At 71.6% G+C, this 25,444-nt stretch carries 28 protein-coding genes; 13 read left to right on the top strand and 15 right to left on the bottom strand.

The features are described from left to right. Positions 1-30 precede the first annotated feature (30 nt). The 5 genes from IE206_RS04270 to IE206_RS04250 all read right to left on the bottom strand — a co-directional run bounded on the left by IE206_RS04270 (position 31) and on the right by IE206_RS04250 (position 4,601). A complete protein-coding gene (locus IE206_RS04270) occupies positions 31-960 on the bottom strand; it encodes a sirohydrochlorin chelatase (protein ID WP_189960506.1) in 930 nt (309 codons plus the stop codon). Between the two features lie 145 nt (positions 961-1,105). Then, the gene (locus tag IE206_RS04265) at positions 1,106-2,089 is read right to left on the bottom strand and encodes an N-acetylglucosamine kinase (RefSeq protein WP_189960505.1); all 984 of its coding nucleotides are present in this window, start codon (positions 2,087-2,089) and stop codon (positions 1,106-1,108) included. Beyond that, positions 2,086-2,763 carry a uracil-DNA glycosylase gene (locus IE206_RS04260; RefSeq protein WP_189960504.1) on the bottom strand — a complete coding sequence of 226 codons (678 nt, stop codon included), beginning with the start codon at positions 2,761-2,763 and terminating at the stop codon, positions 2,086-2,088. The genes IE206_RS04265 and IE206_RS04260 overlap by 4 nt, the downstream gene beginning before the upstream one ends. 51 nt (positions 2,764-2,814) lie before the next feature. Beyond that, a complete protein-coding gene (locus IE206_RS04255) occupies positions 2,815-3,903 on the bottom strand; it encodes a WD40/YVTN/BNR-like repeat-containing protein (RefSeq protein ID WP_189960503.1) in 1,089 nt (362 codons plus the stop codon). A gap of 89 nt (positions 3,904-3,992) precedes the next feature. Continuing rightward, positions 3,993-4,601 (bottom strand): TetR/AcrR family transcriptional regulator, encoded by a 609-nt coding sequence (locus tag IE206_RS04250; protein WP_189960502.1) that lies wholly within the window; start codon positions 4,599-4,601, stop codon positions 3,993-3,995. Positions 4,602-4,741: 140 nt separating this feature from the next. Here IE206_RS04250 and IE206_RS04245 point away from each other — a divergent pair, with 140 nt between their 5' ends. After that, positions 4,742-5,566 (top strand): class II aldolase/adducin family protein, encoded by an 825-nt coding sequence (locus tag IE206_RS04245; RefSeq protein WP_226598717.1) that lies wholly within the window; start codon positions 4,742-4,744, stop codon positions 5,564-5,566. A gap of 249 nt (positions 5,567-5,815) precedes the next feature. Here the strand turns inward: IE206_RS04245 and IE206_RS04240 are convergent, their stop codons facing one another. After that, on the bottom strand, positions 5,816-6,907 hold the full coding sequence (locus tag IE206_RS04240; protein WP_226598716.1) for an NADH:flavin oxidoreductase/NADH oxidase: 1,092 nt from the start codon (positions 6,905-6,907) through the stop codon (positions 5,816-5,818). 107 nt (positions 6,908-7,014) lie between these two features. On the opposite strand from IE206_RS04240, the gene IE206_RS04235 reads away from it, so the two are divergent. Next, positions 7,015-7,377, top strand: a complete 363-nt coding sequence (locus IE206_RS04235) for an ArsR/SmtB family transcription factor (RefSeq protein ID WP_189960501.1) — start codon at positions 7,015-7,017, stop codon at positions 7,375-7,377. Between the two features lie 31 nt (positions 7,378-7,408). On the opposite strand, the gene IE206_RS04230 is transcribed toward IE206_RS04235, so the two are convergent. The 7 genes from IE206_RS04230 to IE206_RS04200 all read right to left on the bottom strand — a co-directional run bounded on the left by IE206_RS04230 (position 7,409) and on the right by IE206_RS04200 (position 13,213). Next, entirely contained in the window at positions 7,409-8,755 is a 1,347-nt protein-coding gene (locus IE206_RS04230) for an FAD-dependent oxidoreductase (RefSeq protein WP_189960500.1), read from the bottom strand. 95 nt (positions 8,756-8,850) lie between these two features. Beyond that, on the bottom strand, positions 8,851-9,453 hold the full coding sequence (locus IE206_RS04225) for a TetR/AcrR family transcriptional regulator (RefSeq protein ID WP_189960499.1): 603 nt from the start codon (positions 9,451-9,453) through the stop codon (positions 8,851-8,853). Between the two features lie 177 nt (positions 9,454-9,630). After that, positions 9,631-10,335, bottom strand: a complete 705-nt coding sequence (locus tag IE206_RS04220) for an HAD family hydrolase (protein ID WP_189960498.1) — start codon at positions 10,333-10,335, stop codon at positions 9,631-9,633. 19 nt (positions 10,336-10,354) lie between these two features. Next, positions 10,355-11,026 carry a phosphatase PAP2 family protein gene (locus IE206_RS04215; protein ID WP_189960497.1) on the bottom strand — a complete coding sequence of 224 codons (672 nt, stop codon included), beginning with the start codon at positions 11,024-11,026 and terminating at the stop codon, positions 10,355-10,357. Between the two features lie 34 nt (positions 11,027-11,060). Continuing rightward, positions 11,061-11,996, bottom strand: coding sequence for a M56 family metallopeptidase (locus IE206_RS04210; RefSeq protein ID WP_189960496.1), 936 nt, complete (start codon positions 11,994-11,996; stop codon positions 11,061-11,063). 121 nt (positions 11,997-12,117) lie between these two features. Beyond that, positions 12,118-12,672, bottom strand: coding sequence for a DUF5134 domain-containing protein (locus IE206_RS04205; protein WP_189960495.1), 555 nt, complete (start codon positions 12,670-12,672; stop codon positions 12,118-12,120). Positions 12,673-12,826: 154 nt separating this feature from the next. Then, a complete protein-coding gene (locus IE206_RS04200; RefSeq protein WP_189960494.1) occupies positions 12,827-13,213 on the bottom strand; it encodes a VOC family protein in 387 nt (128 codons plus the stop codon). 73 nt (positions 13,214-13,286) lie between these two features. Here IE206_RS04200 and IE206_RS04195 point away from each other — a divergent pair, with 73 nt between their 5' ends. Continuing rightward, entirely contained in the window at positions 13,287-13,835 is a 549-nt protein-coding gene (locus IE206_RS04195; protein ID WP_189960493.1) for a GNAT family N-acetyltransferase, read from the top strand. Positions 13,836-13,838: 3 nt separating this feature from the next. On the opposite strand, the gene IE206_RS04190 is transcribed toward IE206_RS04195, so the two are convergent. Continuing rightward, positions 13,839-14,522 (bottom strand): glycerophosphodiester phosphodiesterase, encoded by a 684-nt coding sequence (locus IE206_RS04190; protein ID WP_189960492.1) that lies wholly within the window; start codon positions 14,520-14,522, stop codon positions 13,839-13,841. A gap of 658 nt (positions 14,523-15,180) precedes the next feature. Between IE206_RS04190 and IE206_RS04185 the strand changes: the two genes are divergently transcribed. From IE206_RS04185 to IE206_RS04165, 5 genes are all read left to right on the top strand, one after another. Continuing rightward, positions 15,181-16,581, top strand: coding sequence for a DUF6421 family protein (locus IE206_RS04185; RefSeq protein WP_189960491.1), 1,401 nt, complete (start codon positions 15,181-15,183; stop codon positions 16,579-16,581). 26 nt (positions 16,582-16,607) lie between these two features. Then, positions 16,608-17,354, top strand: coding sequence for an SDR family NAD(P)-dependent oxidoreductase (locus IE206_RS04180; protein ID WP_189960490.1), 747 nt, complete (start codon positions 16,608-16,610; stop codon positions 17,352-17,354). Then, complete coding sequence (locus tag IE206_RS04175; RefSeq protein WP_189960489.1) at positions 17,351-18,412, top strand: threonine aldolase family protein; 1,062 nt, start codon at positions 17,351-17,353, stop codon at positions 18,410-18,412. The genes IE206_RS04180 and IE206_RS04175 overlap by 4 nt, the downstream gene beginning before the upstream one ends. An 80-nt stretch (positions 18,413-18,492) precedes the next feature. Next, positions 18,493-19,092, top strand: a complete 600-nt coding sequence (locus IE206_RS04170; protein WP_189960488.1) for a transglutaminase-like domain-containing protein — start codon at positions 18,493-18,495, stop codon at positions 19,090-19,092. Between the two features lie 13 nt (positions 19,093-19,105). After that, positions 19,106-19,810: a B3/B4 domain-containing protein gene (locus tag IE206_RS04165; RefSeq protein ID WP_189960487.1), complete on the top strand. Its 705-nt coding sequence runs from the start codon at positions 19,106-19,108 to the stop codon at positions 19,808-19,810. A 4-nt stretch (positions 19,811-19,814) separates the two neighbouring features. Here IE206_RS04165 and IE206_RS04160 read toward each other — a convergent pair whose 3' ends face one another. Then, a complete protein-coding gene (locus IE206_RS04160; protein ID WP_189960486.1) occupies positions 19,815-20,546 on the bottom strand; it encodes a lysophospholipid acyltransferase family protein in 732 nt (243 codons plus the stop codon). A gap of 225 nt (positions 20,547-20,771) precedes the next feature. On the opposite strand from IE206_RS04160, the gene IE206_RS04155 reads away from it, so the two are divergent. The 5 genes from IE206_RS04155 (at position 20,772) to IE206_RS04135 (ending at position 25,377) form a co-directional block, all read left to right on the top strand. Further along, a complete protein-coding gene (locus tag IE206_RS04155) occupies positions 20,772-21,131 on the top strand; it encodes a TlpA family protein disulfide reductase (protein WP_226598715.1) in 360 nt (119 codons plus the stop codon). Positions 21,132-21,353: 222 nt separating this feature from the next. Beyond that, on the top strand, positions 21,354-21,863 hold the full coding sequence (locus tag IE206_RS04150) for a flavin reductase family protein (protein ID WP_189960485.1): 510 nt from the start codon (positions 21,354-21,356) through the stop codon (positions 21,861-21,863). Between the two features lie 199 nt (positions 21,864-22,062). Then, positions 22,063-22,848: an electron transfer flavoprotein subunit beta/FixA family protein gene (locus IE206_RS04145; RefSeq protein ID WP_189960484.1), complete on the top strand. Its 786-nt coding sequence runs from the start codon at positions 22,063-22,065 to the stop codon at positions 22,846-22,848. A 105-nt stretch (positions 22,849-22,953) separates the two neighbouring features. After that, positions 22,954-23,916: an electron transfer flavoprotein subunit alpha/FixB family protein gene (locus IE206_RS04140; RefSeq protein ID WP_189960483.1), complete on the top strand. Its 963-nt coding sequence runs from the start codon at positions 22,954-22,956 to the stop codon at positions 23,914-23,916. A 162-nt stretch (positions 23,917-24,078) separates the two neighbouring features. Then, complete coding sequence (locus IE206_RS04135; protein ID WP_189960482.1) at positions 24,079-25,377, top strand: DUF6986 family protein; 1,299 nt, start codon at positions 24,079-24,081, stop codon at positions 25,375-25,377. Positions 25,378-25,444: the final 67 nt, after the last annotated feature.

Below are 25,444 nucleotides of genomic sequence, written 5' to 3'. Positions count from 1 at the left end.
CGGGCCCCGCCTTTCGTTTCGTACGGACGGTCAGTGGACCGGCGATCCCTGCGGCTGCGGGGTGATGCCCAGCGCGGCCGCGTACTGCGACAGGACCAGCTTGCCGATCGCCGGGTAGGCGCCGAGCGCCTCGGCGATCGCGCACTCGGCTTCCTTGGCGGCGGCGTCGAGCAGCCCCTCGGCCACCTCCGGGCCGATCAGGTACGGGGCGACGGCGAGCTGCACCGAACCCGAGCCGCGCAGCTGAGCGGCCATCGCCGCGATCGCGCCCTCCTGGTCGAGGGCGGCGGCCATCACCGGCACGGCGAGGCGCGCGGCGAGCAGCATGCCGGTGATCCCGGCGGCCTGGACGGCCTCCTCGCCGCCCACCGTCGCCAGGATGATCCCGTCGGCGGCGGTCGCGACCGTGAAGAGCCGGGCGCGGTCGGCGCGGGCCAGACCGGCCTCGGAGAGCCGCACGTGCAGGCCCTCGGCGAGCAGCGGGTGCGGGCCGAGCACATCGGTCAGCTCGGCGGCCGTGCGGCTGTCCATGATCGCCTGACGTATGCGGCGCATCAGGGCGCTGTCGGGGCCCGCGAGCAGCGGGACGACCACGGCGGCCGGGCCCTCGGGCTCGGCGACCTCGCGGCCCGCGGCACGCGCCTGCTCGACGCGCGCGCTGCGCTCGGCGGCGGTGTGGGCGAGAACGGCGTCGAGCGTGGGGTACTCGGCGGATTCGGCTTCGGTGCTGTCCAGGTAGCCGATGCGGGCGTGCAGGCCGGGCAGCTCGGAGCGGGCGATGCTGATGACCTCGTCGGCGAGGCTGCGCACAGCCGGGCCGGGAACGCCGGGAACGGCGAGAACGAGCGCGGGCGCGCCCTCCGGAGCAACCACCGGTTCCGGGCGGCGGTGCCGGCCGGACTGGCGGGGTCGCGGCATTCGTACGGGCAGGCCGGATGCTGGCCCAGTGGGGGTGCTCATGGCGTCGCATGCTACTGGTTTTGCGTGGGCGGCTGTTCGGGGAGGGGACAGCTGAGCGGTATCTGTCCCGTTTTTCCCGGAGAGTGGCATAAAGATCAACTGCCCTGATCTGTCCCGGCCCTCAGTCGCTCAGACGCCCTCGCCGTCACTCGGTCGCGACCCACAACATGCGTGGGTCCCGCGGCAGTCGCAGCTCCCCGGCCGCGAGGCCCGCCGCGATGAGCAGCGAGCCGTCGAGCGGATCCCCGGCCGCCTCGACCCTTCGCGCATACGGCAGTTGGCGGCGGAACTCCTCCTTCAGCGGTGCGAGAAGGGGCTCGCCCAGTTTGAACAGGCCGCCGGTGAGCGCCACTTGGGGCTTCTCGTCGGCGGCCGCCGGGCAGACCGCGGCGGCCGCCTGGACGATGTGCCGGGCCGCCTCCCGCAGAATGCCCGCGGCCACCGGGTCGGCGTCGGCGCAGCCCGCCACCTCGGGCGCGAACGAGGCGAGCACCGCGGGCCGGTCGCTGCGCGGATACAGCAGCCCGGGCAGCTCGCCGGGCGCACCGAACACCGCCGTCAGCCGGTCGAGCAGCGCCACCGAACCACCCCGCCGGCCGTCGTGGGCGCGCAGCGCCGCCTCCAGGCCGGCCCGGCCGATCCAGGCGCCGCTGCCGCAGTCGCCGAGCAGATGCCCCCAGCCGTCGGCCCGCCGCCACCCTGCGAGATCCGTGCCGAGCGCGATCATCCCGGTCCCCGCGGCGACCACCGCCCCGGCCCGCCGGCCGAGCGCGCCCGCATAGGCGGTGACCGCGTCGGCGGCCAGGGCGAGCGTGCGCACGCCGAGCGAACGGGCCAGGGCGCCGGGCAGCTCGGCCCGCAGCTCGTCCCCGAGGGTGGCCATCCCGGCCGCGCCGACCGCCACCGCCGCGATCCGGCCCGCGCCGGTGCCTGCCCTCAACTCCTCGACGGCGGGAAGCAGTTGGCCAAGGAGATGCCCGGCGTCGATCCCGCCGGGACCGGTCCGTACCGGCTCCTTCGAGGCGATGACCTCGGCCGGGGAGCCCGGCTCGGTGCGGCGCAGCGCGAACCGTACGCCGGATCCCCCCGAGTCGACCCCGAGCACCCAGGGCGCGCCGCCGTCCGTCACGGCAGGCGCCAGTCGACGGGCTCGGCGCCCTGCCGCTGGAGAAGTTCGTTCGTACGGCTGAAGGGACGCGAGCCGAAGAAGCCGCGGTCCGCCGACATGGGGGAGGGGTGCGCGGACTCGATCGCCGGGAGGTCGCCGAGCAGCGGACGCAGATTGCGGGCGTCCCGGCCCCACAGCACCGACACGAGCGGGGTGCCGCGCGCGACCAGTGCCCGGATGGCCTGTTCTGTGACCTCCTCCCAGCCCTTGCCCCGGTGGGCGGCGGGCTTGCGGGGCGCTGTCGTGAGCGCCCTGTTGAGCAGCAGCACCCCCTGCCGCGTCCACGGCGTCAGATCGCCGTTCGACGGCCTGGGCAACCCGAGGTCGGAGTTCAGCTCGCGGAAGATGTTCTCCAGACTGCCCGGCAGCGGCCGCACTTCGGGCGCCACCGAGAACGACAGGCCCACCGCATGCCCCGGCGTCGGATACGGGTCCTGGCCGACGATCAGCACCCGCACCTCGTGGAACGGCTGCTGAAAAGCCCGCAGCACATTCGCTCCTGACGGCAGGTAGGTGCGTCCTGCCGCGATCTCCTCCCGAAGGAAGTCGCCCATCGCGGCGACCCTTCCGGCCACGGGTTCCAGTGCGTCCGCCCAGCCGGGCTCGACGATCTCTTTCAACGGTCGTGCTGCCACGGCCGTCACTCTACTGGCGCAGCACCCGCGGCATTCCCGCCCCCGTCAACCTCAGCCGATCACCGCCGCCCGTACGCACAGCACGTCCGGCAGGTGCGAGGCGAGCAGGCTCCAGCTGTCGCCGTCGTCCGCGCTCGCGTACACCTCGCCGTTGCGGTTGCCGAAGTACACCCCGGCCGGGTCGGCGTCGTCCGTGCACAGTGCGTCGCGCAGCACCGTGCCGTAGTGGGCGTCCTGCGGCAGGCCCGCAGAGAGCGGCTCCCAGTTCTTGCCCGCGTCCTCGGTGCGGAAGACCCGGCACTTGTTGTCCGCCGGAACCCGGTCGGAGTCGGCCGTGATCGGGAAGACGTAGGCGGTGCCGGAGCGGCGCGGATGGGTGGCGGCCGCGAAGCCGAAGGTGGAGGGCAGGCCCGCGCCGATGTCCGTCCACTGCTCACCGGCGTTGTCGCTTCGGTAGACGCCCCAGTGGTTCTGCAGATAGAGCCGGTCCGGGTCGGCCGGGTCCTGGGCGATCTTGTGGACGCACTGGCCGAACTCCGGGTTCGGGTCCGGCAGGAACACCGCCGAGACGCCCTTGTTCGCGGGGGCCCAGCTCTCCCCGCCGTCCTGTGTGCGGAACACGCCCGCCGTCGACACGGCGACGGTGAGCGCCCGGGTGTCGCGCGGGTCCGTGACGATGGTGTGCAGGCCCTCGCCCCCGCCGCCGGGGACCCACCGCGAGCGCGTCGGATGCTCCCACAGGGGCCGTACGAGCTCGAAGCTCTCGCCGCCGTCCTCCGAGCGGAACAGCGCGGCCGGCTCCGTCCCCGCGTACACCACACCCGGTGCCTCGGGTCCCGCCGGGCGCAGCTGCCACACCCGCTCAAGGGAAGCCCCCGTGAACTCGGGGAACTTCACCGCCGGTTGCTTCGGCTCGGTCCAGGTCCGGCCCAGGTCGTCGGAGTGGAACACCGACGGGCCCCAGTGCATGCTGTCCCCGCCGACCAGAAGCCGGGGCGACGGCTGGTACCGGGTGTCGATGGCGACGGAGTACACCGCCTGGGCGTTGAAGTGCGGCCCTTCGAACTCCCAGGTCCCGCCGCGCCTGCGGCCGACGAAGAGCCCCTTGCGCGTACCCACCGTGAGCAATACCTCGGTCATGCCGGTCCCTCCAAAACGCCGTTGTTCCGGATAGTGGCCAGTGTGCACCCGGCCACTGACAACGGCCTCCAAGACGGGAAAGAGGCAGCTCAGAGGGGTTCTGTCACGGCTTCCACGAGGTACGGCAGGAATTGCTCGGCCAAAGCGCCGGGCGCCGGGGCATCCGGCTCCACATAACTCTGACCGAGCGCCCCCTCACGTAGCGCGACCACGACCCGAACGAGTTCCGCCAGATCCCCGCGCGGCCGGAGCCCGGCCCTCGCCAGCAGGCCGCCGAGCAGGGCCGCCGCCTGCTCGCGCAGCCGCGCGTCATGATCGGCGAGCCGGGCGGCCGCCTCCGGATTGCGGATCGCGTACAGGGTGAACTCGGTGGTCACCAGGAACCAGGTGCGCTCGTCGGGCTCGACGTGCGCGAGCAGCGAGGCGATCCGCGTCACTGACAGATCGCGGTCGTCCGTCTCGTCGGCCAGCCTGGTGATCCGCTCCAGCTCGCGTGCCGCGTGCGCGTCGAAGAGGGCGAAGAACAGCTCCTCCTTGGAGGAGAAGTTGGAGTAGAACGCGCCGCGCGTGTAGCCCGCTCGCCGGCAGACGTCCTCGATCCTGGCCGCCCCGAAGCCGGACTCGGCGAACACCTCCAGCGCGGCGTCGAGCAGCCGTGCCAGCGTCTGCGGCCGCCGCTTCGTCGTTCCCTTGGGCACGTGTCGCTCCCGGACCCTTGACAGCGCGTACGCACTCGGAAAGCATCCGAACGCGTATCGGATACGTGAATGTATCCGATATGAGCTCTCCGGCAACTCCCTTCGCCCCACCCGCAACTCCCCCCCCAGGAGGAACGCACATGAGTGACGAAGGCGCGGCTCCGGCCCCCGCCGAGGTGATCGCGGGCGCGGCGGGCCCCATGCCCGAAGGGGTCACCATTCCCCTGCCGCCCGTCTTCGAGGACGTCGAGGAGGAGCGCCGCTACCGCAAGGAGCAACTCGCCGCCGGATTCCGGCTGTTCGGCCGCTTCGGCTTCTCCGAAGGCGTGGCCGGGCACATCACCGTTCGCGACCCGGAGCACACCGACCGGTTCTGGGTGAACCCGTTCGGCATGAGCTTCGGCCGGATCAAGGCGTCCGACCTGATCCTCGTCGACCACGCGGGCAACCTCGTGCACGGCACCCGCCCGGTGAACCGCGCCGCGTTCGTCATCCACGCGGCCGTCCACCAGGCCCGCCCCGACGCGATCGCCGCTGCCCACTCGCACTCCCTGCACGGCAAGGCGTTCTCCTCGCTCGGCATCCCGCTCGACCCGATTACCCAGGACGCCTGCGCGTTCTTCGAGGACCACGGCCTCTACGGCGACTACCGGGGCGTCGTCGACGACGCCGAGGAGGGCAAGCGGATCGCGGCCGCCCTCGGCGCGTACAAGGCGGTGATCCTCCAGAACCACGGGCTGCTCACCGTCGGGCACTCCGTCGCCGAGGCGGTGTGGTGGTTCATCACCATGGAGCGCTCCTGCCAGGCCCAGCTCCTCGCCATGGCCGCCGGCACCCCCCGGCACATCGACCGCGACACCGCCCTGCACACCCGCGGCCAGCTCGGCGGCCACTTCGCGGGCTGGTTCCAGGCCCAGCCGCTCTACGAGCAGATCGCCGACTCCGACCCGGATCACGTCAACTAGCTGTCTCCATAAGGGATTTCGGGCCGGACGCGGCATGGCCGACATCACCGGGGAGGCCGCCGAGTCCTTCGTCGCCGCGCACCCGTCCAGCGACCCGCGCAGGGGCGGGCAGTCACCGGAGCGTGGAGCGCCGGGACGACGACGGATCGTGGACGTGCATCGCGTACCACGGCGACAGCGCGACGAAGGGTCCGTTCACCGGAGTGGGCGAACCCTTCCAAGTCCCTTGAAATACAGGGAAGCCGAGTGTCAGACCGAGCGGTGGTACTGGTCCGGCACGTGCACGTCGCCGCCCAGTTCGCGGGCCGCCTGGCGGGCCCACGACGGGTTGCGCAGGAGCTCGCGGCCCAGCAGGATCGCGTCCGCCTCGCCGTTCGCGAGGATCTTCTCGGCCTGCGCCGGCTCGGTGATCAGGCCGACGGCCGCGACCGCGAGCGGGCTCTCGTTGTGCACGCGCTCGGCGAACGGCACCTGGTAGCCGGGCCCCGTCGGAATGCGTACGCCCGAGGCGTTGCCGCCGGTCGACACATCCAGGAGGTCCACGCCGTGCTCCTTGAGCAGCGCGGCCAGGCGCACGGTCTCGTCGGCGCTCCAGCCGCCCTCCTCCAGCCAGTCGGTGGCGGAGATGCGGAAGAAGAGCGGCAGCTCCTCGGGCCACACGGCGCGTACGGCATCGGTGACTTCGAGGGCGAAGCGGGTGCGGTTCTCGAACGAGCCGCCGTACTCGTCGGTGCGCTTGTTGGAGTGCGGGGAGAGGAACTGGCCGATCAGGTAGCCGTGCGCACCGTGGATCTCGACGACCTTGAACCCGGCGTCGAGGGCCCGACGGGCAGCATCGGCGAACTGGCCGACGATTTCCCTGATGTGATCAATCGTCAGCTCGGTGGGGACGGTGTGGCGCTCGTCCCAGGCCACCGCGCTCGGGCCGACCGGCTGCCAGCCCTCCTCGCTGTCCGGGGCCAGCGGCGCCCCGCCCAGCCAGGGGCGGTCCGTGGAGGCCTTGCGGCCGGCGTGTGCGATCTGGATGCCGGGGACGGTGCCCTGGCCCTCCAGGAACGTGGTGATACGGCGCAGCGCCTCGACCTGGGTGTCGTTCCAGATGCCGAGGTCTGCGGGCGAGATCCGGCCCTCGGGGCTGACGGCCGTGGCCTCGACCAGGATCAGGCCGGTGCCGCCGGCGGCGCGGGCCGCGTAGTGGGCGAAGTGCCAGTCGTGGGCCACGCCCGCGTTCGGCCCGAAGACCTCGGCCGAGTACTGGCACATCGGCGCCATCCAGACCCGGTTCGGGACGGTCACGGACCGCAGGGTGTAGGGCTCGAAGAGGGCACTCGCAGCAGGCACGGCAGACTCCAGTCGACATGACCCGGGGCGCCGGTACGGCGCCGGGAACGCTTCGTACGATAGCTCTCGTAGTACGGGGGATGTCAAACTACGACGAGTCTCGTACAATGAGCTCCGTGACCACCGCCACGAACACCCGTGAACTCGCCCATCCGGCGCGCGACGAGATCCGCCTGGAGTGCGTCCTGCACGCGCTGTCCGACCCGATGCGGATGCGGGTGGTCCGGGCGCTCGCCACGACCGAGGACGAGCTCTCCTGCTCGCACTTCGTGCTGCCCGTCACCAAGTCGACGACCACCCACCACTTCCGCGTGCTGCGCGAGGCCGGCGTGATCGAGCAGGTCTACCGGGGCACCGCCAAGATGAACGGCCTGCGCCGCGCCGACCTCGACGCCCTCTTCCCCGGCCTGCTCGACAACATTCTGGACGCGGCGCGACGAGAGGCCGGGCGGCTCGGCGACGACGCCTGAGCTGCTCCGGCAGGGCCATCCGGGCGCGGCCTCAGCCCCTACCCAGCGCCGCCGTAAGGAGCCCGTCCCAGTCGGGGATCTTCACCGAGCGGCGCCCGAGCGACTCGCCGAGCTCGGCCTCGGCGCGCTCGATCGCCAGCCAGCCCTGCCAGGTCACCGGGTGAAGACCCAACTCCCGCAGCGCGTCGAGGGGTTCGGCCGCCACCGGGCGCCCGGCGAGACGCGGGGCGTCCTGAAGGAGTGAGGTCACCGTCTCCTTCGCGCAGGGGCGGTTGGTGCCGATCACGCCCGTCGGGCCGCGCTTGATCCAGCCCGCCACGTACTCGCCCGGCGACGCGGTCCCCTCGCGCAGCACCCGGCCCGCCGCGTGCGGCACCGTCCCGGTCGCCGGGTCGAACGGCAGCCCCTGCGGAGGCACCCCGCGGTAGCCGACCGCCCGCAGCACCAGCTGCGCCTCGATGTCCTCGTACGTGCCGGTGCCGAGCACCCCGCCCGCGCCGTCCGGCACCGTCCGCTCGAAGCGCACCGCGCCCACCCTGCCGTTCCGCTCCAAAAGCTCCACGGGGCGCAGATAGAACCGCAGGTGAAGTCGGCGTACGCCGGCCCGCTGTCCGCGCCCGACCCAGCCGCGCAGCACCTCCACATTGCGCCGGACCGCGCCCGGCAATGCCGAAGGGTCCACGAAGTCCGGGTCCCGGGCCAGCTCGACGGCGTCCACCGTCACGTCCGCGCCCGGCAGCGCGCCCAGCTCCCGCAGCTCCTTGGTGGTGAAGCGGGCCTGCGAGGGGCCGCGCCGGGCCGCCATGTGGACCTCGTGCACCCGGCTGACGGCGAGCGCGCCGAGCGCCGACTGCGGCACATCGGTCGGCCGCAGCTCGTCCGCGCCGCGCGCCAGCATGCGCGCGACGTCCACCGCCACATTGCCCGCGCCGATCACCACGGCCGAGCGGGCGCCCAGGACAAAGGCGTTGGGGTCGCTGTCGGGGTGCGCGCTGTACCAGGACACGAACTCGGTCGCGGAGAAACTGCCCGGCAGGTCCTCGCCGGGAATCCCCAGGTGCCGGTCGGACTTGGCGCCGACGCAGTACACCACCGCGTGGTACAGCCGCAGCAGCAGCTCGGGCGCGACGCCGCCCGGACCCACCTCGACATGCCCCAGAAAGCGGATCCTGCCGTTCTCCAGGACCGTACGCAGATTGTTCTGCAGCGACTTGATCTTCTCGTGGTCCGGGGCGACCCCGTAGCGGACCAGGCCGTACGGGCACGGCAGCCGGTCCAGGACGTCCACATGGACCTCCGCGACCGCGCTCTGCTCCACCAGGCTCTGGGCGGTGTAGACCCCGCTCGGCCCGGATCCGACGACGGCGATGCGCAGCATGGCGGGTGCTCCTTGGGAGAGAGAACCGCAGAAGACCGTAGAGGACCTTCAGGATGGCACCGTCGTGCGCATGGCGGATAGACATCCGCCGCCGGTCAGGGGGTCGGTTCCGGCGGCGCGCCCAGCTCCCAGTCGAGCCCGTACCGCTGGAACAGCTCGGCCCGTAGGGTCGTCGCGTCCATCGGGGCACCCGGAAGGAGTGCGGCGAAGACGGCACCCATCAGGTTGGCCCGCAGCAGCGGGTACTCGGTGTCCACGTCCTGCGAGCCGTACCGCTCCACGGTGTCGCGCAGAAGGGCGGCCAGGCGCTGCTGCTCGGGGCACTGCACGAACCCCTGGGCCTGCAGGATGCCCGCCATGTGGGCCCGCATGAGGACCGGCTGGGAGCGCGTGAGCCCGAGGATCGCGTCTATGGCGCGGGCAAGGCGCTCGTGCCCGTCGGCGGTCTGCGGCTCGCGCTCCAGGCCCGCTTCGAGGGTCAGATGCATGAGGCGGTGCACCGCGGACTGGAGCAGCTGGCGCTTGCCCGGGAAGTAGTACGACACCAGGCCGCGGGCCGAACCGGCCCGGTCCGCGATGTCGCCGAGGGTCGTCGACTCATAGCCACGTTCCGCCACCAGTTCCACAGTGGCTTGCAGCAGCCGCTCGCGAGAACGTCTGCGCAATTCTTCATTGACCGATGCGCTGCGCGGGGACATGCTGTAACTCCTGCGTTGACTGGCTCGGAGCCAATATACTCAGGCTGTCGCGGGACGGTACCCCTTCGCCGGGGTCTGACCTGCGGCGTCGGCTGCTCGTTCGGGGTGACGCGGGGGATCACCCCGAATGGGTGGCCCCCTTTTCTCCGACCCCTTCAGGTCACTCCTTCCGGCTGCTCAGCAGCCCTCCCCGGCCAGTGCGAGCACCGGCAGCAGAGCCTCCGGGCGCTCGTCCACCGGCAGATGGTCGACGAAGTGCACCGCGCAGCCGAGCGTCGCGGCGCCGCCGTCGGCCCGCCGGTCGTCGCCCACCATGAGGACCTCGCCCGGGTCCTGCCCGAGCTCCTCGCAGGCCGCCCTGAACAGCCGCTCGTCCGGCTTCTGCGCCTCGTGCTCGAAGGACAGGACGTACGCGTCCACGAAGTCGTCCATGCCGTGCGCGCGGAAGACCGGCCGCAGGTCCCACCCGATGTTGCTGACCACGCCGATCTTGATGCCGCGCTGCCGCAGCCCGCCGAGCACCTGCTTCGTGTCGGGGTACGGGCGCCAGGCGGCCGGGGTCATGTGGCGGTCGTAGAGCAGGTCGTACAGGCGCGGATCAGGCAGCTCCACCTGCCGCGCGAGACCGGTGTACGTCTCCCGGTGGAGCTCGCCGCTCCGGTCGCGTACGGCCCACAGGTCGGCCAGATGGTCGGGCAGCCGCAGCGGGTTGGCGCCGCCGGGCAGCGCGCCGGCTTCCTCCAACTCCCTTGCGCAGCGGGCGAGTTCGGAGTCCGGAAGGGCTGCGCCGGAGGCGTCGAGGACGGCGGAGAGCCAGTCGTGGACCGGCTCGACGCGGAAGAGTGTGCCGGAGAAGTCGAAGAGAACGCCCTTGATCGTCATGCCCGCGATCCTCGCGCGCTCATCCCCGCCGCTTCAAGGCCCACCGCTCGTGGGCCGCCGCGCTCAGCGTGACGATCGCCACTCCGGTCAGCCAGCCGCCCATCACGTCCGAGAACCAGTGCACCCCCAGGAACAGCCGGGTGAACCCCACGCCGAGCGCCGAGACCGCTCCGATCGCGAGCACGGCCGTACGGGTCCGGCGCCCGGCCCCGTGCAGCGCGAGCAGCCACCCGAGCAGGCCGAAGGCCACCGTCACGCTCAGTGCGTGGCCGGACGGGAACGCGGCATACCCTGCGGAGTCCACCGGGTCCGGCCACTGCGGCCGGTCCCGGTCCACGGCCGCCTTCAGCCCCTGCTGCACGGCCGTACCGAGGCCGCTCGTCGCCGCGACCCACACCGGGAGCAGCCGCTCGCCGCGCCAGAGCAGGACCGCGACGACCACCGCGAGCAGGGCCCGCATCGTCCAGGGATCCCACACCCAGTCGGTCAGGACCCGGTTGACGTGGGTGAGCCCGGGGTCGGCGACGGCCCGGCGGTGCAGCCCGTCGGCGACCGCCCGGTCCAGCGCCATCAGCGGGCCCCACTCGGCCACCACCAGAACCAGCAGGACTCCGGCGAGCAGGGCGCAGACGAGGCCGGCGCGGAGCGGTACGGCCGGGCGCGGGCGGGCCTCGGCGGGAGCGAGCAGCATGGGGAGGATCCAAGCCGACCCGGCCCGGGTATGGCTAGCCCAAGGCGTGCAGGCCCGGCACGAGGGCCACGACGAGCGGCACCGCCGGTACGAGCGCGGCGTACGCGGTCAGCCGCAGGCGGTGGCTCGCGGGGAGCCTCGGGGCTGCCGACAGGAGCCGGTGCACGCGCTGGGGGAGCTGGCCGTCCGGCGCGGGGCAGGGCCCGAACACCCCGCGGTGCTCGTTGAGTTCGACCAGCGCGAGCGCGATCGTGAGGCGGCCGAAGCGGCGGGACGCCACATCGTCGGCGGCCAGTTCCACCAGGCGGTGCATCTCGTCGCGGAACGCGGCGAACACCGGCACCTGCGGGAACCCCCGGGCGAGCGCTCCCGAACAGTGCAGCAGCCAGTCGTGCCGGGCCCGCGCGTGACCGAGCTCATGGGCGAGCACCGCATCGAGCTGACGGCCCTTCAGGCGCTGAAGTGCCGCCGTGGTGATGACCAGTTGGGGCGTCTGGCCCGGCAGCCACCAGGCGTCGGGCCGGGCCGCCTCCAGGACCACCAGACGCTCGCCCGAGGGCTCCTCGCCGGGCAGCAGCGGCGAGCGAAGCCGCAGCTCGGCCCGGCGCCGGCGCCGGCGTGCCCAGCTGTCCCTGACCTCCCGGGTGAGCATCGCCCCGGTCCAGGCGCCGCCGAGGAAGAGCACCACCGCGAGCGCCGCCGACCAGGGGCCGTACGGTCCGAGCGCGTACGCCTCGACGACGGCGCGGGGCGCGGACGCGAAGACCTGGCCGCGCACGGTCTGCCAGGCGGACGCGGCGCTGAAGACCATCGCGAGCCCGAAGCAGAGCAGGACCGCCGCCACCACGCACTGCCACACCCAGAGCGCCACCACGGGCTCGCGCTCGACCCAGTCGGCGCGGGCGAGGAGTCGCGGAGCGGCGACGGCGGACACCAGGCCGAGCACCAGCAACGCGAGGGAGACCGTCATGGTCTCAGCCTATGAGCGGGGCCGCCGTCATAGGTATGGCCGCGGGCACCAAGTGACGCACGCCACGATGGGGCCGCCTTCCGGAAAGCCGCGACGCCGCGACGTGGCCCTGGCCGACGCCTCAGACCGTCACCAGCATCGCGAGCATGGCGATCCCCATCGACAGGCGGCAGGCCAGCGCCAGCTCGGGCCGCGCACTCCAGGAGACGGCCGCCACGGGCCCGCCCCCGCCCGCCGTGGGCAGCAGTCGCACCCCCGTCGACAGGACATAGCCCGCGAAGTACAGCAGCAGCGCCCCGGTCAGCAGCGGAACCCCGCCTGCCGCATGCCCCTCGTGCGCGCCGCCCCCGGCGCCCGGCGTCATCGCGAGCGCCATGTAGACCATCGCCAGCGAGCCCACCGCATGGTGCAGATGGTGCGCCCCGCCCCGCGCCAGCCACAGCGCCCGCAGCGCGGTGCCGCCGAAGATCACCGCGTACCCCGTCAGCATCCACGGCGGTGGAGAGAGGAACGCGGCCGGCACGGCCATCGCGGCCATCCCGAACCCCATCACCGCCTCCCCGCCCGCCGCCGTACGAGCCGGAGGGGAGCCGCTGCGCAGCCGCAGCAGACAGTACGAGCCCGTCGCCGCGCACAGCGCGACGAGCAGCCAGCCGGGCAGCACCGGACCGTGCACGGCGTACCTCCCCGCTCGATGGATCGCCCTGCCGACAGGTCGATGCCCGGCCGCGGGGCCGCATACGCGGGCGCAGGGACACACAGGGGGAGCGCGCGGGAGATCTTCGCCGGTCAGGACCGGTGACGAGAGGCTCGCGGGAGCCGCCGGGCCGTCAGGGGCGGAAGCGCAGCGGGTGGTCGGCCGGGACCTCCACGACCGCGATGCGCACCCCGTCCGGGTCCTGGAGCCACATCTCGATCAGCCCCCACGGCTCGCGCACCGGCGGCCGCACGACCGTCACCCCGCGTCCCACGAGCTCCTCGTGCGCCTGCGCCGCATCCGCCACCTGGAGCCACAGCTGGAGGCCCGGCGCCGGCGGGTGCTCGGCGCGGCCGGACACCTCCAGGAAGCCGCCGCCCAGGAAGTACACCGTGCCGCGCTCCGGCCCCGTACCGAACTCGCGGTAGACGGCGAGCCCGAGCTGTTCGCCGTAGAAGGCGCGCGAACGCTCGGGGTCGGTGGGGCGCAGAAGGGTCCGGCTGCTCAGTACGTGCACCATGACGGGGACCCTAGTGGCCGGGTTACGCTCGGGGCGCCGCCGCAGCGCAATCGAGCAGCAGGGAGACCGCACGATGGACACCGTCAGCCGGGCCGCCGGAGAGCTGAGCTACCGAGCCGCCACCGAAGCCGACGTCGAGGCGCTGGTGCCGCTCATCGAGTCGGCCTACCGCGGCGACTCCAGCCGTGCCGGCTGGACCACCGAGGCCGACATCCTGCAAGGGCAGCGCACCGACCCCGAAGGCGTCCGCGCGGTCATCACGAGTCCCGGCAGCAAGCTGCTCACCGTGGAGCGGGGCGGGGAGCTCGTCGCGTGCTGCCAGCTCGAACACCGCGGTGACGCCGCCTACTTCGGGATGTTCGCGGTCTCTCCCGCCCTCCAGGGCGCGGGCCTCGGCAAGCAGATCATCGCCGAGGCGGAGCGCACCGTCCGCGCCGAGTGGGGCGTGAGCGAGATGCACATGACCGTGATCTCGGTACGGGACGAGCTCATCGCCTTCTACGAGCGGCGCGGCTACCGCCGTACGGGAAAGATGACGCCCTTCCCGTACGGCGACGAGCGCTTCGGCGTGCCGCAGCGCGACGACCTCGAATTCGAGCTGCTCGTCAAGAAGCTGGGCTGAGCGCTACGCGGTGAAGCGGCCGGTGCGGCGGATCTCCGGGTAGTCGGTCGTCGCGCCGTCCAGCTGCAGGGCGCGCACCAGGCGCAGATGGTCCTGGGTGTTGACGGTCCAGCCGATCACCTTGAGCCCGGCCGCGTGGGCCTGCTCGACCGTCTCCAGGGTGAGCCGGTGGATGCTCAGGACCAGGGTCTTCGCGCCGACGGCCCGGGCCCGGTCGATGAGGTCGGGGCCCCAGCTGTCGTCGACGAGCCCGGTGCGCACCCCGGGCACGAGCGAGGCGATCTCGGCGAGCGCCTCGTCGTGGAACGACAGAACCTCCACCCGGCTCACCAGATCGCGCCGCTGGATCACCTCGGCGAGCGCGCGGGCCGCGGCGACGTCCTTGATCTCTGCCTGGACCGGGGTCTTCACCGCGTCGAGGACTTCCTCGAACACGGGGATGCGTTCGCCCTGACCCGCGTCCAGCTCCCGCAGCTCGGCCAGGGTCATCTCGCCGATGGGGCCCCTTCCGTCCGTGGTGCGGTCGACCTCGGCGTCGTGCATGACGACGAGGGCGCCGTCCTTGCTGAGGTGCAGATCTAGTTCGATGGCGTCCATGCCCGCGCGTTCTGCGTGGACGAAGGAACGCAGGGTGTTCTCCGGCTCGACACCCATGACCCCGCGATGACCGATGGTGAGGAACGTCAAGACAGGCCTCGCTTCCGTCGACGGCGGTATTGGCGCGTGCGGCAGTCCCGTGCGCACGCGGCAGGCGCAGCCTAACGGCCCGCCACCTCAACGGACCCCGCCTCGCGCGGGGCATCGGCGTCCCGCGACCGGGTTGACGCGATCCCGAGGACGCGGCCGGTGACGACGGGTGCGACAAGCACTGCGCGGGTACTCACGGGGGCGGCTTTGGGGTGAGGACGTCGGGGCGGAAGGTTTCCGTCCCACCTGTGCGCAACCCGCGCGGGCCAACGCGTGTCACCCGCCCGTGGGCGATTCCTCCCGCCCTTGACGCGACTCGCGCCGACGTCTCATCCGGGGCCGGGCCGGCCGTCGAGACTGTCCGGTTCTCCACCCTGCGGCGGTGTCAGCCGCTCCAGGCCGGCCCGTTGTCCGCCCGCATCGATCGGCGTCGGTCCGTACGCGTCTGCGCCCGATCGCGCCCGTGCCGACCTGATCGCCGACGGCCGGGTCGCGATCACGGCGTTGCCGCAGCCATAGCCGTGCCATTGCCTTAACACAGGAAGAAGAGCGGTGTGACGGCGGGATGGCAGGATAATTTATTGGGAAACCTCTTGAGTGAGGGAACCGAACGCGGATACGGTGTCTTAACGCGAGGTTCTCCTGTGGAGGAAGTGACATGACGGAAATTCTTGTGCAGGACCCGGCCGTGGGGGGCGCAGTATCCGACCGGCGGGTGGTCGACCACCCCGCATGGACCGCGCTCAAGAATGCCGTCGAGGAGATCCGGCCCTGGCAGTCCAAGGACGGTTCCATCGACTTCGACGCCGAGGGCGCCCCGCTCCGCGCCCTCGTCGAGGCCACCCTGGACCAGGTCATAGCCGCGGTCGAGCAGCTCTCCCCGCTCCTGCCGCACGACGAGGCCTACCACCGCGCTCTCGTCGCCGACCTGCGCAAGTGGGCCGACAGCGCCTTCGACGTGCCGGACTTCCTGGACTCGCTGCTGCAGTTCCACCCGGCCGCCGACCGCGCCGACGGACTCCAGCGCCTCGTCCTCTTCCCCATGTACACGCAGAACGGCAACCCCGACCGCAATCTCGAAGCAGTCGTGCTGCGCATGGTGTGGCCCGAGTGGCTCGCGGAGCTGGAAGCCACCCGCTACGACAACCCGCTGTTCTGCGGCATCACCTTCGAGGACTTCACCTCGGGCTACGACACCCACTCGGCCGTCCTCTTCCCCGAGACCATCGCCGTGCGCGAGGCCCCCGAGCGCTTCACCTGGGGCGGCATCTTCTGCGACCGCGAGGCGGCCCGCTTCCGTGCCGTGACCGAGGCCTCCGTCCGCATCCTCGGGCTCGAACTCCCCGAGGACATCCGGGAGATGGTGGCCGACCAGGAGCGCTGTGAGCAGGCCTTCGTGCTCTGGGACATGGTCCACGACCGCACCCACAGCCACGGCGACCTGCCGTTCGACCCGTTCATGATCAAGCAGCGCCAGCCGTTCTGGATGTACGGCCTCGAAGAGCTGCGCTGCGACCTCACCGCCTTCAAGGAGGCCGTGAAGCTGGACGCCGAGGGCAACCGGCACGGCCGTGACGTCCAGTACGCCGTGCTCTTCGACCGGATGTTCCGCTTCCCGGTCTCCGGCGACCGCGTCCGCAACTACGACGGGCTCGGCGGCCAGCTCCTCTTCGCCTACCTGCACAAGCACGACGTGGTGCGCTGGACCGACAACAAGCTGCACATCGACTGGGACCGCGCCCCGCAGGTCACCAACCAGCTGTGCGCCGAGATCGAGAAGCTCTACCGCGACGGCATCGACCGTCCGAAGCTGGTGCACTGGTTCGCCGCGTACGAGCTGGTCTCCACCTACCTCGCCCCGCACCCGGGATCGCGCTGGGCCAAGGGCCCCGACGCCCTGGATCTGTCCCAGCCGCCGCGCAAGCTCGTCGACGACGTGCTTCCGGACGAGTTTCCGCTCAGCATGTTCTATGAGGCGCTCTCCAAGAAGCTGAAGGACGTGATCGCCTCCACCAAGGGGATCACCGCCGCTTCCGCCTCGACCGGGGCTGCCGCGTGAGCTCTCGTACGGAAGGGGCGAGGAAAATGAACAACGGACCTCTCAACGGTGCCGTCATCGCCGTGGCCGGAGCCGCGGGACCGGCCGGCCGGGCCGCGCTGCTGCGGCTCGCCGAGGCGGGCGCGGTCGTCGTCGGCTCCGACCAGGACGCGGCGCGCCTGGCCGAGGCCGTGGACGCGGCGCGGTACGCCCACGGCGGGGCCACCGTCACCGGGGACACCGTCGACCTCCTCGACCTCCAGGCGACCCGTGACTGGGCCGACCGCATCCAGAAGGACTTCGGGCGGATCGACGGCATGGTCCACCTCGTCGGCGGCTGGCGCGGCAGCACCTCCTTCCCGGAGACCGACCTGGCCGACTGGGACTTCCTGGAGAAGCTCCTCATCAAGACCGTCCAGCACACTTCGCTGGCCTTCCACGACGCGCTGCTGCGCAGCGACCGGGGCCGTTTCGTCCTGGTCAGCCAGTCCGGCGCGCACAAGCCCACCGCGAACAACGCCGCGTACAACGCGGGCAAGGCCGCCGCCGAGGCCTGGACGCTGGCGCTGGGCGACTCCTTCCGCAAGGCAGGGGGCGAGAACGGGCCGAGCGCCGCTGCTGCGATCCTGGTGATCAAGGCACTGGTGCACGACGCGATGCGCGCCGAGCGACCCAATGCGAAGTTCGCGGGCTTCACCGACGTCAAGGAACTGGCCGACGCCATCGCCGGCGTCTGGGACCGGCCCGCCCAGGAAGTGAATGGACAGCGCCTGTGGCTGACCCCCAAGCCGTGAGGACCGACGCGCGACAGCACCACGACCCGGCGGTGCGCGGCTTCGCCAGCGACAACTACGCCGGCGCGCACCCCGAGGTCCTCGCGGCCCTCGCGCTCGCCAACGGCGGTCACCAGATCGCGTACGGCGAGGACGACTACACCGACCACCTCCAGCGCGTCATGCACAGCCACTTCGGCGCGGGCGCCGAGGCCTTTCCGGTCTTCAACGGGACCGGGGCCAACGTCACCGCGCTCCAGGCGCTGACCGACCGCTGGGGTGCGGTGGTCTGCGCCGAGACCGCGCACATCAACGTCGACGAGGGCGGCGCTCCCGAGCGCATGGCCGGGCTCAAGCTGCTCACCGTGGCGACGCCCGACGGCAAGCTGACGCCCGAGCTCATCGACCGGCAGGCCTGGGGCTGGGAGGACGAGCACCGCGCGATGCCGCAGGTGGTCTCGATCACCCAGAACACCGAGCTCGGCACGGTCTACACGCCCGACGAGATCCGGGCGATCTGCGAGCACGCCCACGAGCGCGGCATGAAGGTCCACCTCGACGGGGCCCGCATATCCAACGCGGCCGCCTCGCTGAACGTGCCCATGCGTACGTTCACCAACGCGGTCGGGGTCGACGTCCTGTCGTTCGGCGGCACCAAGAACGGGATGCTGTTCGGCGAGGCGATCGTCGTCCTCAACCCGGACGCCGCCCGGCAGATGAAGCACATCCGCAAGATGTCCATGCAGCTCGCCTCTAAGATGCGCTTCGTCTCGGTGCAGTTGGAGGCGCTGCTCGCCAAGGACCTGTGGCTGCGCAACGCCCGGCACGCCAACGCCATGGCCCGGCGCCTCGCCGAGGGCGTGCGCCAGGTCCACGGCGTGGAGATCCTCCACGAGGTGCAGGCCAACGCCGTCTTCGCGCGCCTGCCGCACGACGTGAGCGAGCGGCTCCAGAAGCGCTACCGCTTCTACTTCTGGGACGAGAAGGCCGGCGACGTCCGCTGGATGTGCTCCTTCGACACCACCGAGGATGATGTCGACGGCTTCCTGGCGGCGCTGAAGGAAGAAATGGCCCGCTAACCGACACAGGGCTGAATAGCTATGCGGCCGATCGTAAAGTCATTGACTTGCGGTCGGTCGCATTCGTACGCTCGCGTGCCATGGAGCTCATACAACGCAACCCCCAACTCGCCGCCTATCTCGCTGCGGACGACGTCGTCGACCATCGGCATCCTTTGGTCCGTGAGACGGCCGACCGGCTCGCATCCGGAACCACCGACGCATACTCATACGCCAAGGCCGCCTACGAGTTCGTCCGGGACGAGATCCCTCACTCCCAGGACGCCGGCGACCCGCGGGTGACCTGGCGGGCCTCCGACGTCCTGGCGGAGCGCACCGGCATCTGCTGCGCCAAATCGCACGCCCTGGCCGCGCTGCTGCGCGCCGAAGCGATTCCGGCCGCCCTCTGCTATCAGCGGCTCGCCGACGATGACGGCTCCCACCCGTTCGTGCACGGCCTGGTCGCCGTCAGGCTGCCCGGCAGGGGCGCATGGGCGCGGATCGACGCGCGCGGCAACAAGCCGGGGGTCGACGCCCGGTTCTCGCTCGACGAGGAACGCCTCGCGTGGAAGGTCCGGCCAGAGTTTAATGAAGTGGACTACCCGGTGCTTTACGATGTACCTCATGCGGCGGTCATGAAGGCGCTCAAAGCCGCGCCCGACCGGCCGTCGCTGTGGCCGATCTATCCGACCGAACTGTGAGGCACCACCGATCATGACGCTCGAACTCACCGTGTCCGACGACGTCGGGGCCATCGCACCCGGCTTCACCCACGTCGCCGTCGAGGCGTACGGACTCGTCAACGCGCCCAGTGACGAGGCGAGTTCGGCACTGCTCGACGACGCCGCGCGCCGGCTCGCCGAGCGCCTTGCGGGCCGGGCCCCGCACGAGGACCCGCACATGGCCGCCTGGCGCGCCGCCTACACCGCCTTCGGCTCCAAGCCGAACCGCACCCGCAACTCGGCCGAGGCGCTCGCCAAGCGGGCCCTGGCCGACGGCGGCCTTCCGCGCATCAACCGGCTCGTCGACGTGTACAACGCGATCAGCGTCGCCCACCTCGTCCCGGTCGGCGGCGAGGACACCGATCACATCAAGGGGTCGATGCGTCTGGTGCGGGCCACGGGCGAGGAGCCGTTCCACACCGTCGCGGGCGGCGAGGCGGCCGTCGAGCATCCGGACGCGGGCGAAGTGGTGTGGCGCGACGACGAGGGCGTCACCTGCCGCCGCTGGAACTGGCGGCAGGGGGTGCGGACCAGGCTCACCGAGGAGTCGGTGAACGCGCTCTTCCTCCTGGAGGGCATGGCGCCGCACTGCGACCTGGTCACGGCCGGCGCCGAACTGGCCGAGCTCCTGGAGAAGTTCAGCCCCGGGGCGCGGATCACCGTCCATGCCCCGGTCGCCGTATCCGTACAGAAGTGACGATTCAGCCCTTGGCCTCGGCGGCCTTCACCTGCTCGGGTGTCGGCGCCGTGCCGCCCAGGTGCGCCGGCACCCACCAGGTGTCGCTCGCGTCCTTCGGGCGTACGGGATAGGCGCGCTGGGCCGCTTCGAGCAGCTCCTGGCAGCGCTCGCGCAGCCGCCGCGTGATGGCCCCCGCGAACTGGTCGGTGGGCGCCTCCACGGGCTCGCCGACCCGGATCGTGACGGGGATGTGGCTGCGCTTGAAGTTGCGGGGCCGTCCCTTGGTCCACACCCGCTGGGTGCCCCACAACGCCATCGGGATCAGCGGAACCCCGGCCTCCTGTGCGAGCCGGGCCGCACCCGACTTGAAGCTCTTCAGCGTGAAGGACTGCGAGATCGTCGCCTCCGGGAACACGCCGATCACCTCGCCGGAACGCAGCGAAGCCAGCGCGTGCTGGTAGGCGTCCTCGCCCTGCTTGCGGTCGACCGGGATGTGCTTCATGCCGCGCATCAGCGGGCCGGAGATCTTGTGCCGGAACACCGACTCCTTGGCCATGAAGCGCACAAGCCGCTTCTGTGGCAGCGCCGCGAGTCCGGTGAAGATGAAGTCCAGATAACTGATGTGATTGCTGACGAGCACCGCCCCGCCCGTGCGCGGGATGTTCTCCGAACCCTGGGTGTCGATCTTCAGGTCGAGCGCCTTGAACATCGTGCGTGCGGCGCCGATGACCGGCCGATAGACGAGTTCTGCCATCTGAGGGGAGACCCTTCGTGTGCCCGGGGAGGGTGCTCCCGGAGAATAAGTTACGCAGCCGTAGGTTTTAGGCTTTGGGCAGATGGTGCCCGATGTGGGACGAGCTGGCCAGTCCTGGCGCTGTGCGCAGGGGAGATTCTCGTCACGTCTTCGCAGGTCGGGGCCGGGGGAATCATTGCGGACCGATACGCGCTGCAACCGTACGACAGGGCAGGTAGTGGTGGCGTGAAGACGTGGGCGGGGGCAGTCGTGGAAGGTGGCGTGGTGGACGACGGCGGGCGCAGGCTCGGCGAGGCCGAGCTGGGGCACGGGCTCGGGCGGCGGGCCACCCTGGTGCAGTTCTCCAGCGCCTTCTGCCAGCCCTGCCGGGCGACCCGGCGCACCCTGGCCGAGGTGGCCGCGATGGTGGACGGTGTCGCGCACGTGGAGATCGACGCGGAGGAGCGGCTCGCTCTCGTACGGGACCTGGAGATCGCGCGCACCCCGACCGTGCTCGTGCTGGATGCGGCGGGCCGCATCGTGCGCCGGGCGGCCGGGCAGCCGCGCCGTGCGGACGTCATCGCGGCGCTCGGGCAGGCGGTGTGAGGTGCGCGCCCGCCTTCTCGCCGAGGTCCGCAGTGAGGGATCTCCCATATCCCGGGAGCCACTTGACTGCGACCGCGCCGAATCGTCAGTCTGACGATGTGCCGACAGACCTCCTTCTCTACGGACGCGCCCACGTGGACCTCGCCCGCAACGCGAGTGCGCGCTGTCCGGGCTGCTGAACACCCGCAGCCCCCGTCGGACCCACTGCAGAAGGACAATTCCATGACGGCCTCGCCCGAGCTCCGTACCGCTCAGACCGCCTCTCCCGAACTGTTCAAGTCGGTCTTCCGTCAGCACGCCGCGGGCGTCGCGGTGATCACCGCCCAGAGTGGCGGCCGGCCCGTCGGCTTCACCGCCACCTCGCTCAACTCCGTTGCCGCGGAGCCCCCGTTGATCTCGTTCGGGATCGGCACCGGGTCCTCCAGCTGGCCCGTCGTCGCCGAGGCCGACCACATCGGCGTGCACATACTCGGCGAGCACCAGCAGGACCTGGCGGCCACCTTCGCCCGCAGCGGCGCCGACCGGTTCGGCCCGGCCACCGACTGGCGCACCGGCCCCGAGGGCGTGCCCGTCCTCGACGGCGTCCTGGCCTGGCTGGTGTGCAAGGTGGTGGCCCGCGTTCCGGCCGGGGACCACCGCATCGTGCTCGGCCAGGCGGTCGTCGGCGACCCCGCGGGCGCCGGCCGCCCGCTGCTCTATCACCAGGGCCGCTTCAACGCGCTGCGCGACTGAGAGTTCCTCACCGGTTCGATTACTCAGCGTTGGCAAGGTCACAGTTCAAAGCGCTTGCTTACTGGGGACAAGCTGGGTGTACTGGCGAGTAATATTTCGTTCGGAGCGCCGGTCGCCCCGACCGGAAACCGCCCCATCAGGCGCCTATGCTGCGTGCAACAAGGCAGCCCAGAAATGACGATGCAGTAGGAGAGCCGGCGTGAGCTTGAGGATCGTTGTCTGTGTGAAGTACGTGCCCGACGCCACCGGCGACCGGCACTTCGCCGATGACCTGACCGTCGACCGCGACGACGTCGACGGCCTCCTTTCGGAGCTCGACGAGTACGCGGTCGAGCAGGCACTGCAGATCGCCGACGAGGCGGACGACGCGGAGATCACCGTGCTGACCGTCGGCCCCGAGGACGCCAAGGACGCGCTGCGCAAGGCGCTTTCCATGGGCGCCGACAAGGCCGTCCACGTCGAGGACGACGACCTGCACGGCACCGACGTGATCGGCACCTCGCTGGTCCTGGCCAAGGCCGTCGAGAAGACCGGCTACGACCTGGTCATCTGCGGCATGGCGTCGACCGACGGCACCATGGGTGTCCTGCCGGCGCTGCTCGCGGAGCGCCTCGGCGTCCCGCAGGTCACGCTGCTCTCCGAGGTCTCCGTCGAGGACGGCGTCGTGAAGGGCCGCCGCGACGGCGACACCGCTTCCGAGCAGCTGGAGGCGTCCCTGCCGGCCGTCGTGTCGGTGACGGACCAGTCGGGCGAGGCCCGCTACCCGTCCTTCAAGGGCATCATGGCCGCCAAGAAGAAGCCGGTGGAGTCCCTGGACCTGGGCGACCTGGACATCGACGCCGACGAGGTCGGCCTCGAAGGCTCCTGGACCGCGGTCGACTCCGCGGCCGAGCGTCCGGCCCGCACGGCCGGCACGATCGTCAAGGACGAGGGCGAGGGCGGCAAGCAGCTGGCCGAGTTCCTGGCCGGCCAGAAGTTCATCTAAGTGCCCCACCGGTCCGGGAACTTTCCGGGCCGACCCCGCACTTAGGGCTCGCCGAGCCCCTCAACTGCCCGTCTTTTCTTCGCACTTGCAGGAGATTGAAGTCCCATGGCTGAAGTTCTGGTCTACGTCGACCACGTGGACGGCGCCGTCCGCAAGCCCACCCTCGAACTGCTGACGCTGGCCCGCCGCATCGGCGAGCCCGTCGCCGTCGCGCTCGGCGCGGGCGCCGAGAACACCGCCGCCGCGCTCGCCGAGCACGGCGCGGTCAAGGTCCTCACCGCCGACGCCCCCGAGTTCGCCGAGTACCTCGTCGTACCGAAGGTGGACGCCCTCCAGGCCGCGTACGACGCCGTGTCCCCGGCCGCCGTGCTCGTCCCGTCCTCCGCCGAGGGCAAGGAGATCGCGGCCCGCCTCGCGGTCCGCATCGGCTCCGGCATCATCACCGACGCCGTCGACCTGGAGGCCGGTGACGAGGGTCCGGTGGCCACGCAGTCCGCGTTCGCCGCCTCCTTCACCACCAAGTCCCGCGTCTCCAAGGGCACCCCGGTCATCACGGTCAAGCCGAACTCGGCCGCCGTGGAGGCCGCCCCGGCCGCGGGCGCCGTCGAGGCCCTGTCGGTCACGTTCTCCGCGCTTGCCACCGGCACCAAGGTCACCTCGCGCACCCCGCGCGAGTCGACCGGCCGCCCCGAGCTGACCGAGGCCGCGATCGTGGTCTCCGGCGGCCGCGGCGTCAACGGCGCCGAGAACTTCGGGATCATCGAGGCCCTCGCCGACTCGCTCGGCGCGGCCGTCGGTGCCTCCCGCGCCGCTGTGGACGCGGGCTGGTACCCGCACTCCAACCAGGTCGGCCAGACCGGCAAGTCCGTCTCGCCGCAGCTCTACATCGCCAACGGCATCTCCGGCGCCATCCAGCACCGGGCCGGCATGCAGACCTCGAAGACCATCGTGGCCGTCAACAAGGACGCCGAGGCCCCGATCTTCGACCTGGTCGACTACGGCGTGGTCGGCGACCTGTTCCAGGTCGTCCCGCAGCTCACCGAAGAGGTCAACGCCCGCAAGGGCTGACCTGCGAGTTCTTCCGGTCCCGGGGCCGCGTGGTGATCTTCACCGCGCGGCCCCGGGCCGTTTGGGACAACCATTGACGCAGGAGGAGCGGCCTATTAACTTCGCTATACGGATTGTTGATTCCGTGAAGCGGAAAAGTTTCGACCGTGTGGAGGGTGCAGGATGGGTCAGCAGGAGCAGGTGGCAACGAGCCTCGCCGGCGTCGTGAGCGAGGAGATCAGTGCCTCCCTCGTGGCGGTGGACGAGGAGCTCGCCCGCCGTTACCCGGGCGACCCCGGCACCCGCCAGCCCGTGCACACCGTCTACGTACCCGGTGACGTCTTCGACGCGGGCACCATCCGCGCCTGGGGCGACCAGGCGCTTGCCGCCCTCGACGAACACGCCCCGGACGCCGCGTCCTTCGCCAAGGTGCTCGGCATCTCCGACGAGCTCGCGGCCCCGGTGTACGACCGGGTGCGCGCCAAGCTCCAGAGCGAGCCCATCGAGGACCTGCGCGTCGACTTCGAGGACGGCTACGGCCCGCGCCCCGACGCCGAGGAGGACGCCGACGCCGCGCGCGCCGCCCGCCTCATCGCCGAGGCCTTCCGCAACGGCACCGCGGCCCCGTACATGGGCATCCGCATGAAGTGCATGGAAGCCGCCGTACGCGACCGGGGCATCCGCACCACCGACGTCTTCCTCACCAGCCTCATGCAGCACGGCGGCCTGCCCGACGGCCTCGTCCTGACCCTGCCGAAGGTGACCTACCCCGAGCAGGTCACCGCCTTCGTTCGGCTGCTCGGCGCCTTCGAGAAGGCGCACGGCCTGCCCGAGGGGCGGCTCGGCTTCGAGATCCAGATCGAGACCAGCCAGTCGATCCTGGCCGCCGACGGCACCGCCGCCGTCGCGAAGATGATCGACGCCGCCCAGGGCCGCGCCACCGGCCTGCACTACGGCACCTTCGACTACAGCGCCTGCGTCGGTGTCTCCGCCGCCTACCAGGCCAGCGACCACCCCGCCGCCGACCACGCCAAGGCCGTCATGCAGGTCGCCGCCGCGGGCACCGGCGTACGCGTCTCGGACGGCTCGACCAACGTGCTGCCCGTCGGCTCGACCGAGCACGTCCACGAGGCCTGGCGCCTCCACTACGGCCTCACCCGCCGCGCCCTGGCGCGCGCCTACTACCAGGGCTGGGACATGCACCCCGGCCACATGCCGACCCGCTACGCGGCCGTGTACGCCTTCTACCGCGAGGGCCTGGAGCAGGCCGCCGGACGCCTCGCCGCGTACGTCGCCAAGACCGAGGGCGACGTCATGGACGAGCCCGCCACCGCCAAGGCGCTCAGCGGCTACCTGCTGCGAGGCCTGGACTGCGGCGCCCTCGACAACGCCGAGGTGGCCCGCCTGACCGGCCTGACCCGCGCCGACCTCGACGCGTTCGCCTCGCCCCGCCGCGGCACGCTCACCGTCACCGCCCCGTAGCCCGACCGGGACCGCACGGGCCCCGAGGACTGTCACCGCTGCCCCGTACTCTGTACGCGACCACAAT

Source organism: Streptomyces violascens, from assembly GCF_014649955.1.
Taxonomy (GTDB): domain Bacteria; phylum Actinomycetota; class Actinomycetes; order Streptomycetales; family Streptomycetaceae; genus Streptomyces; species Streptomyces violascens.
Note: the sequence above shows the minus strand (reverse complement) of the source record. Positions and strands in the feature narration are given on the sequence as shown.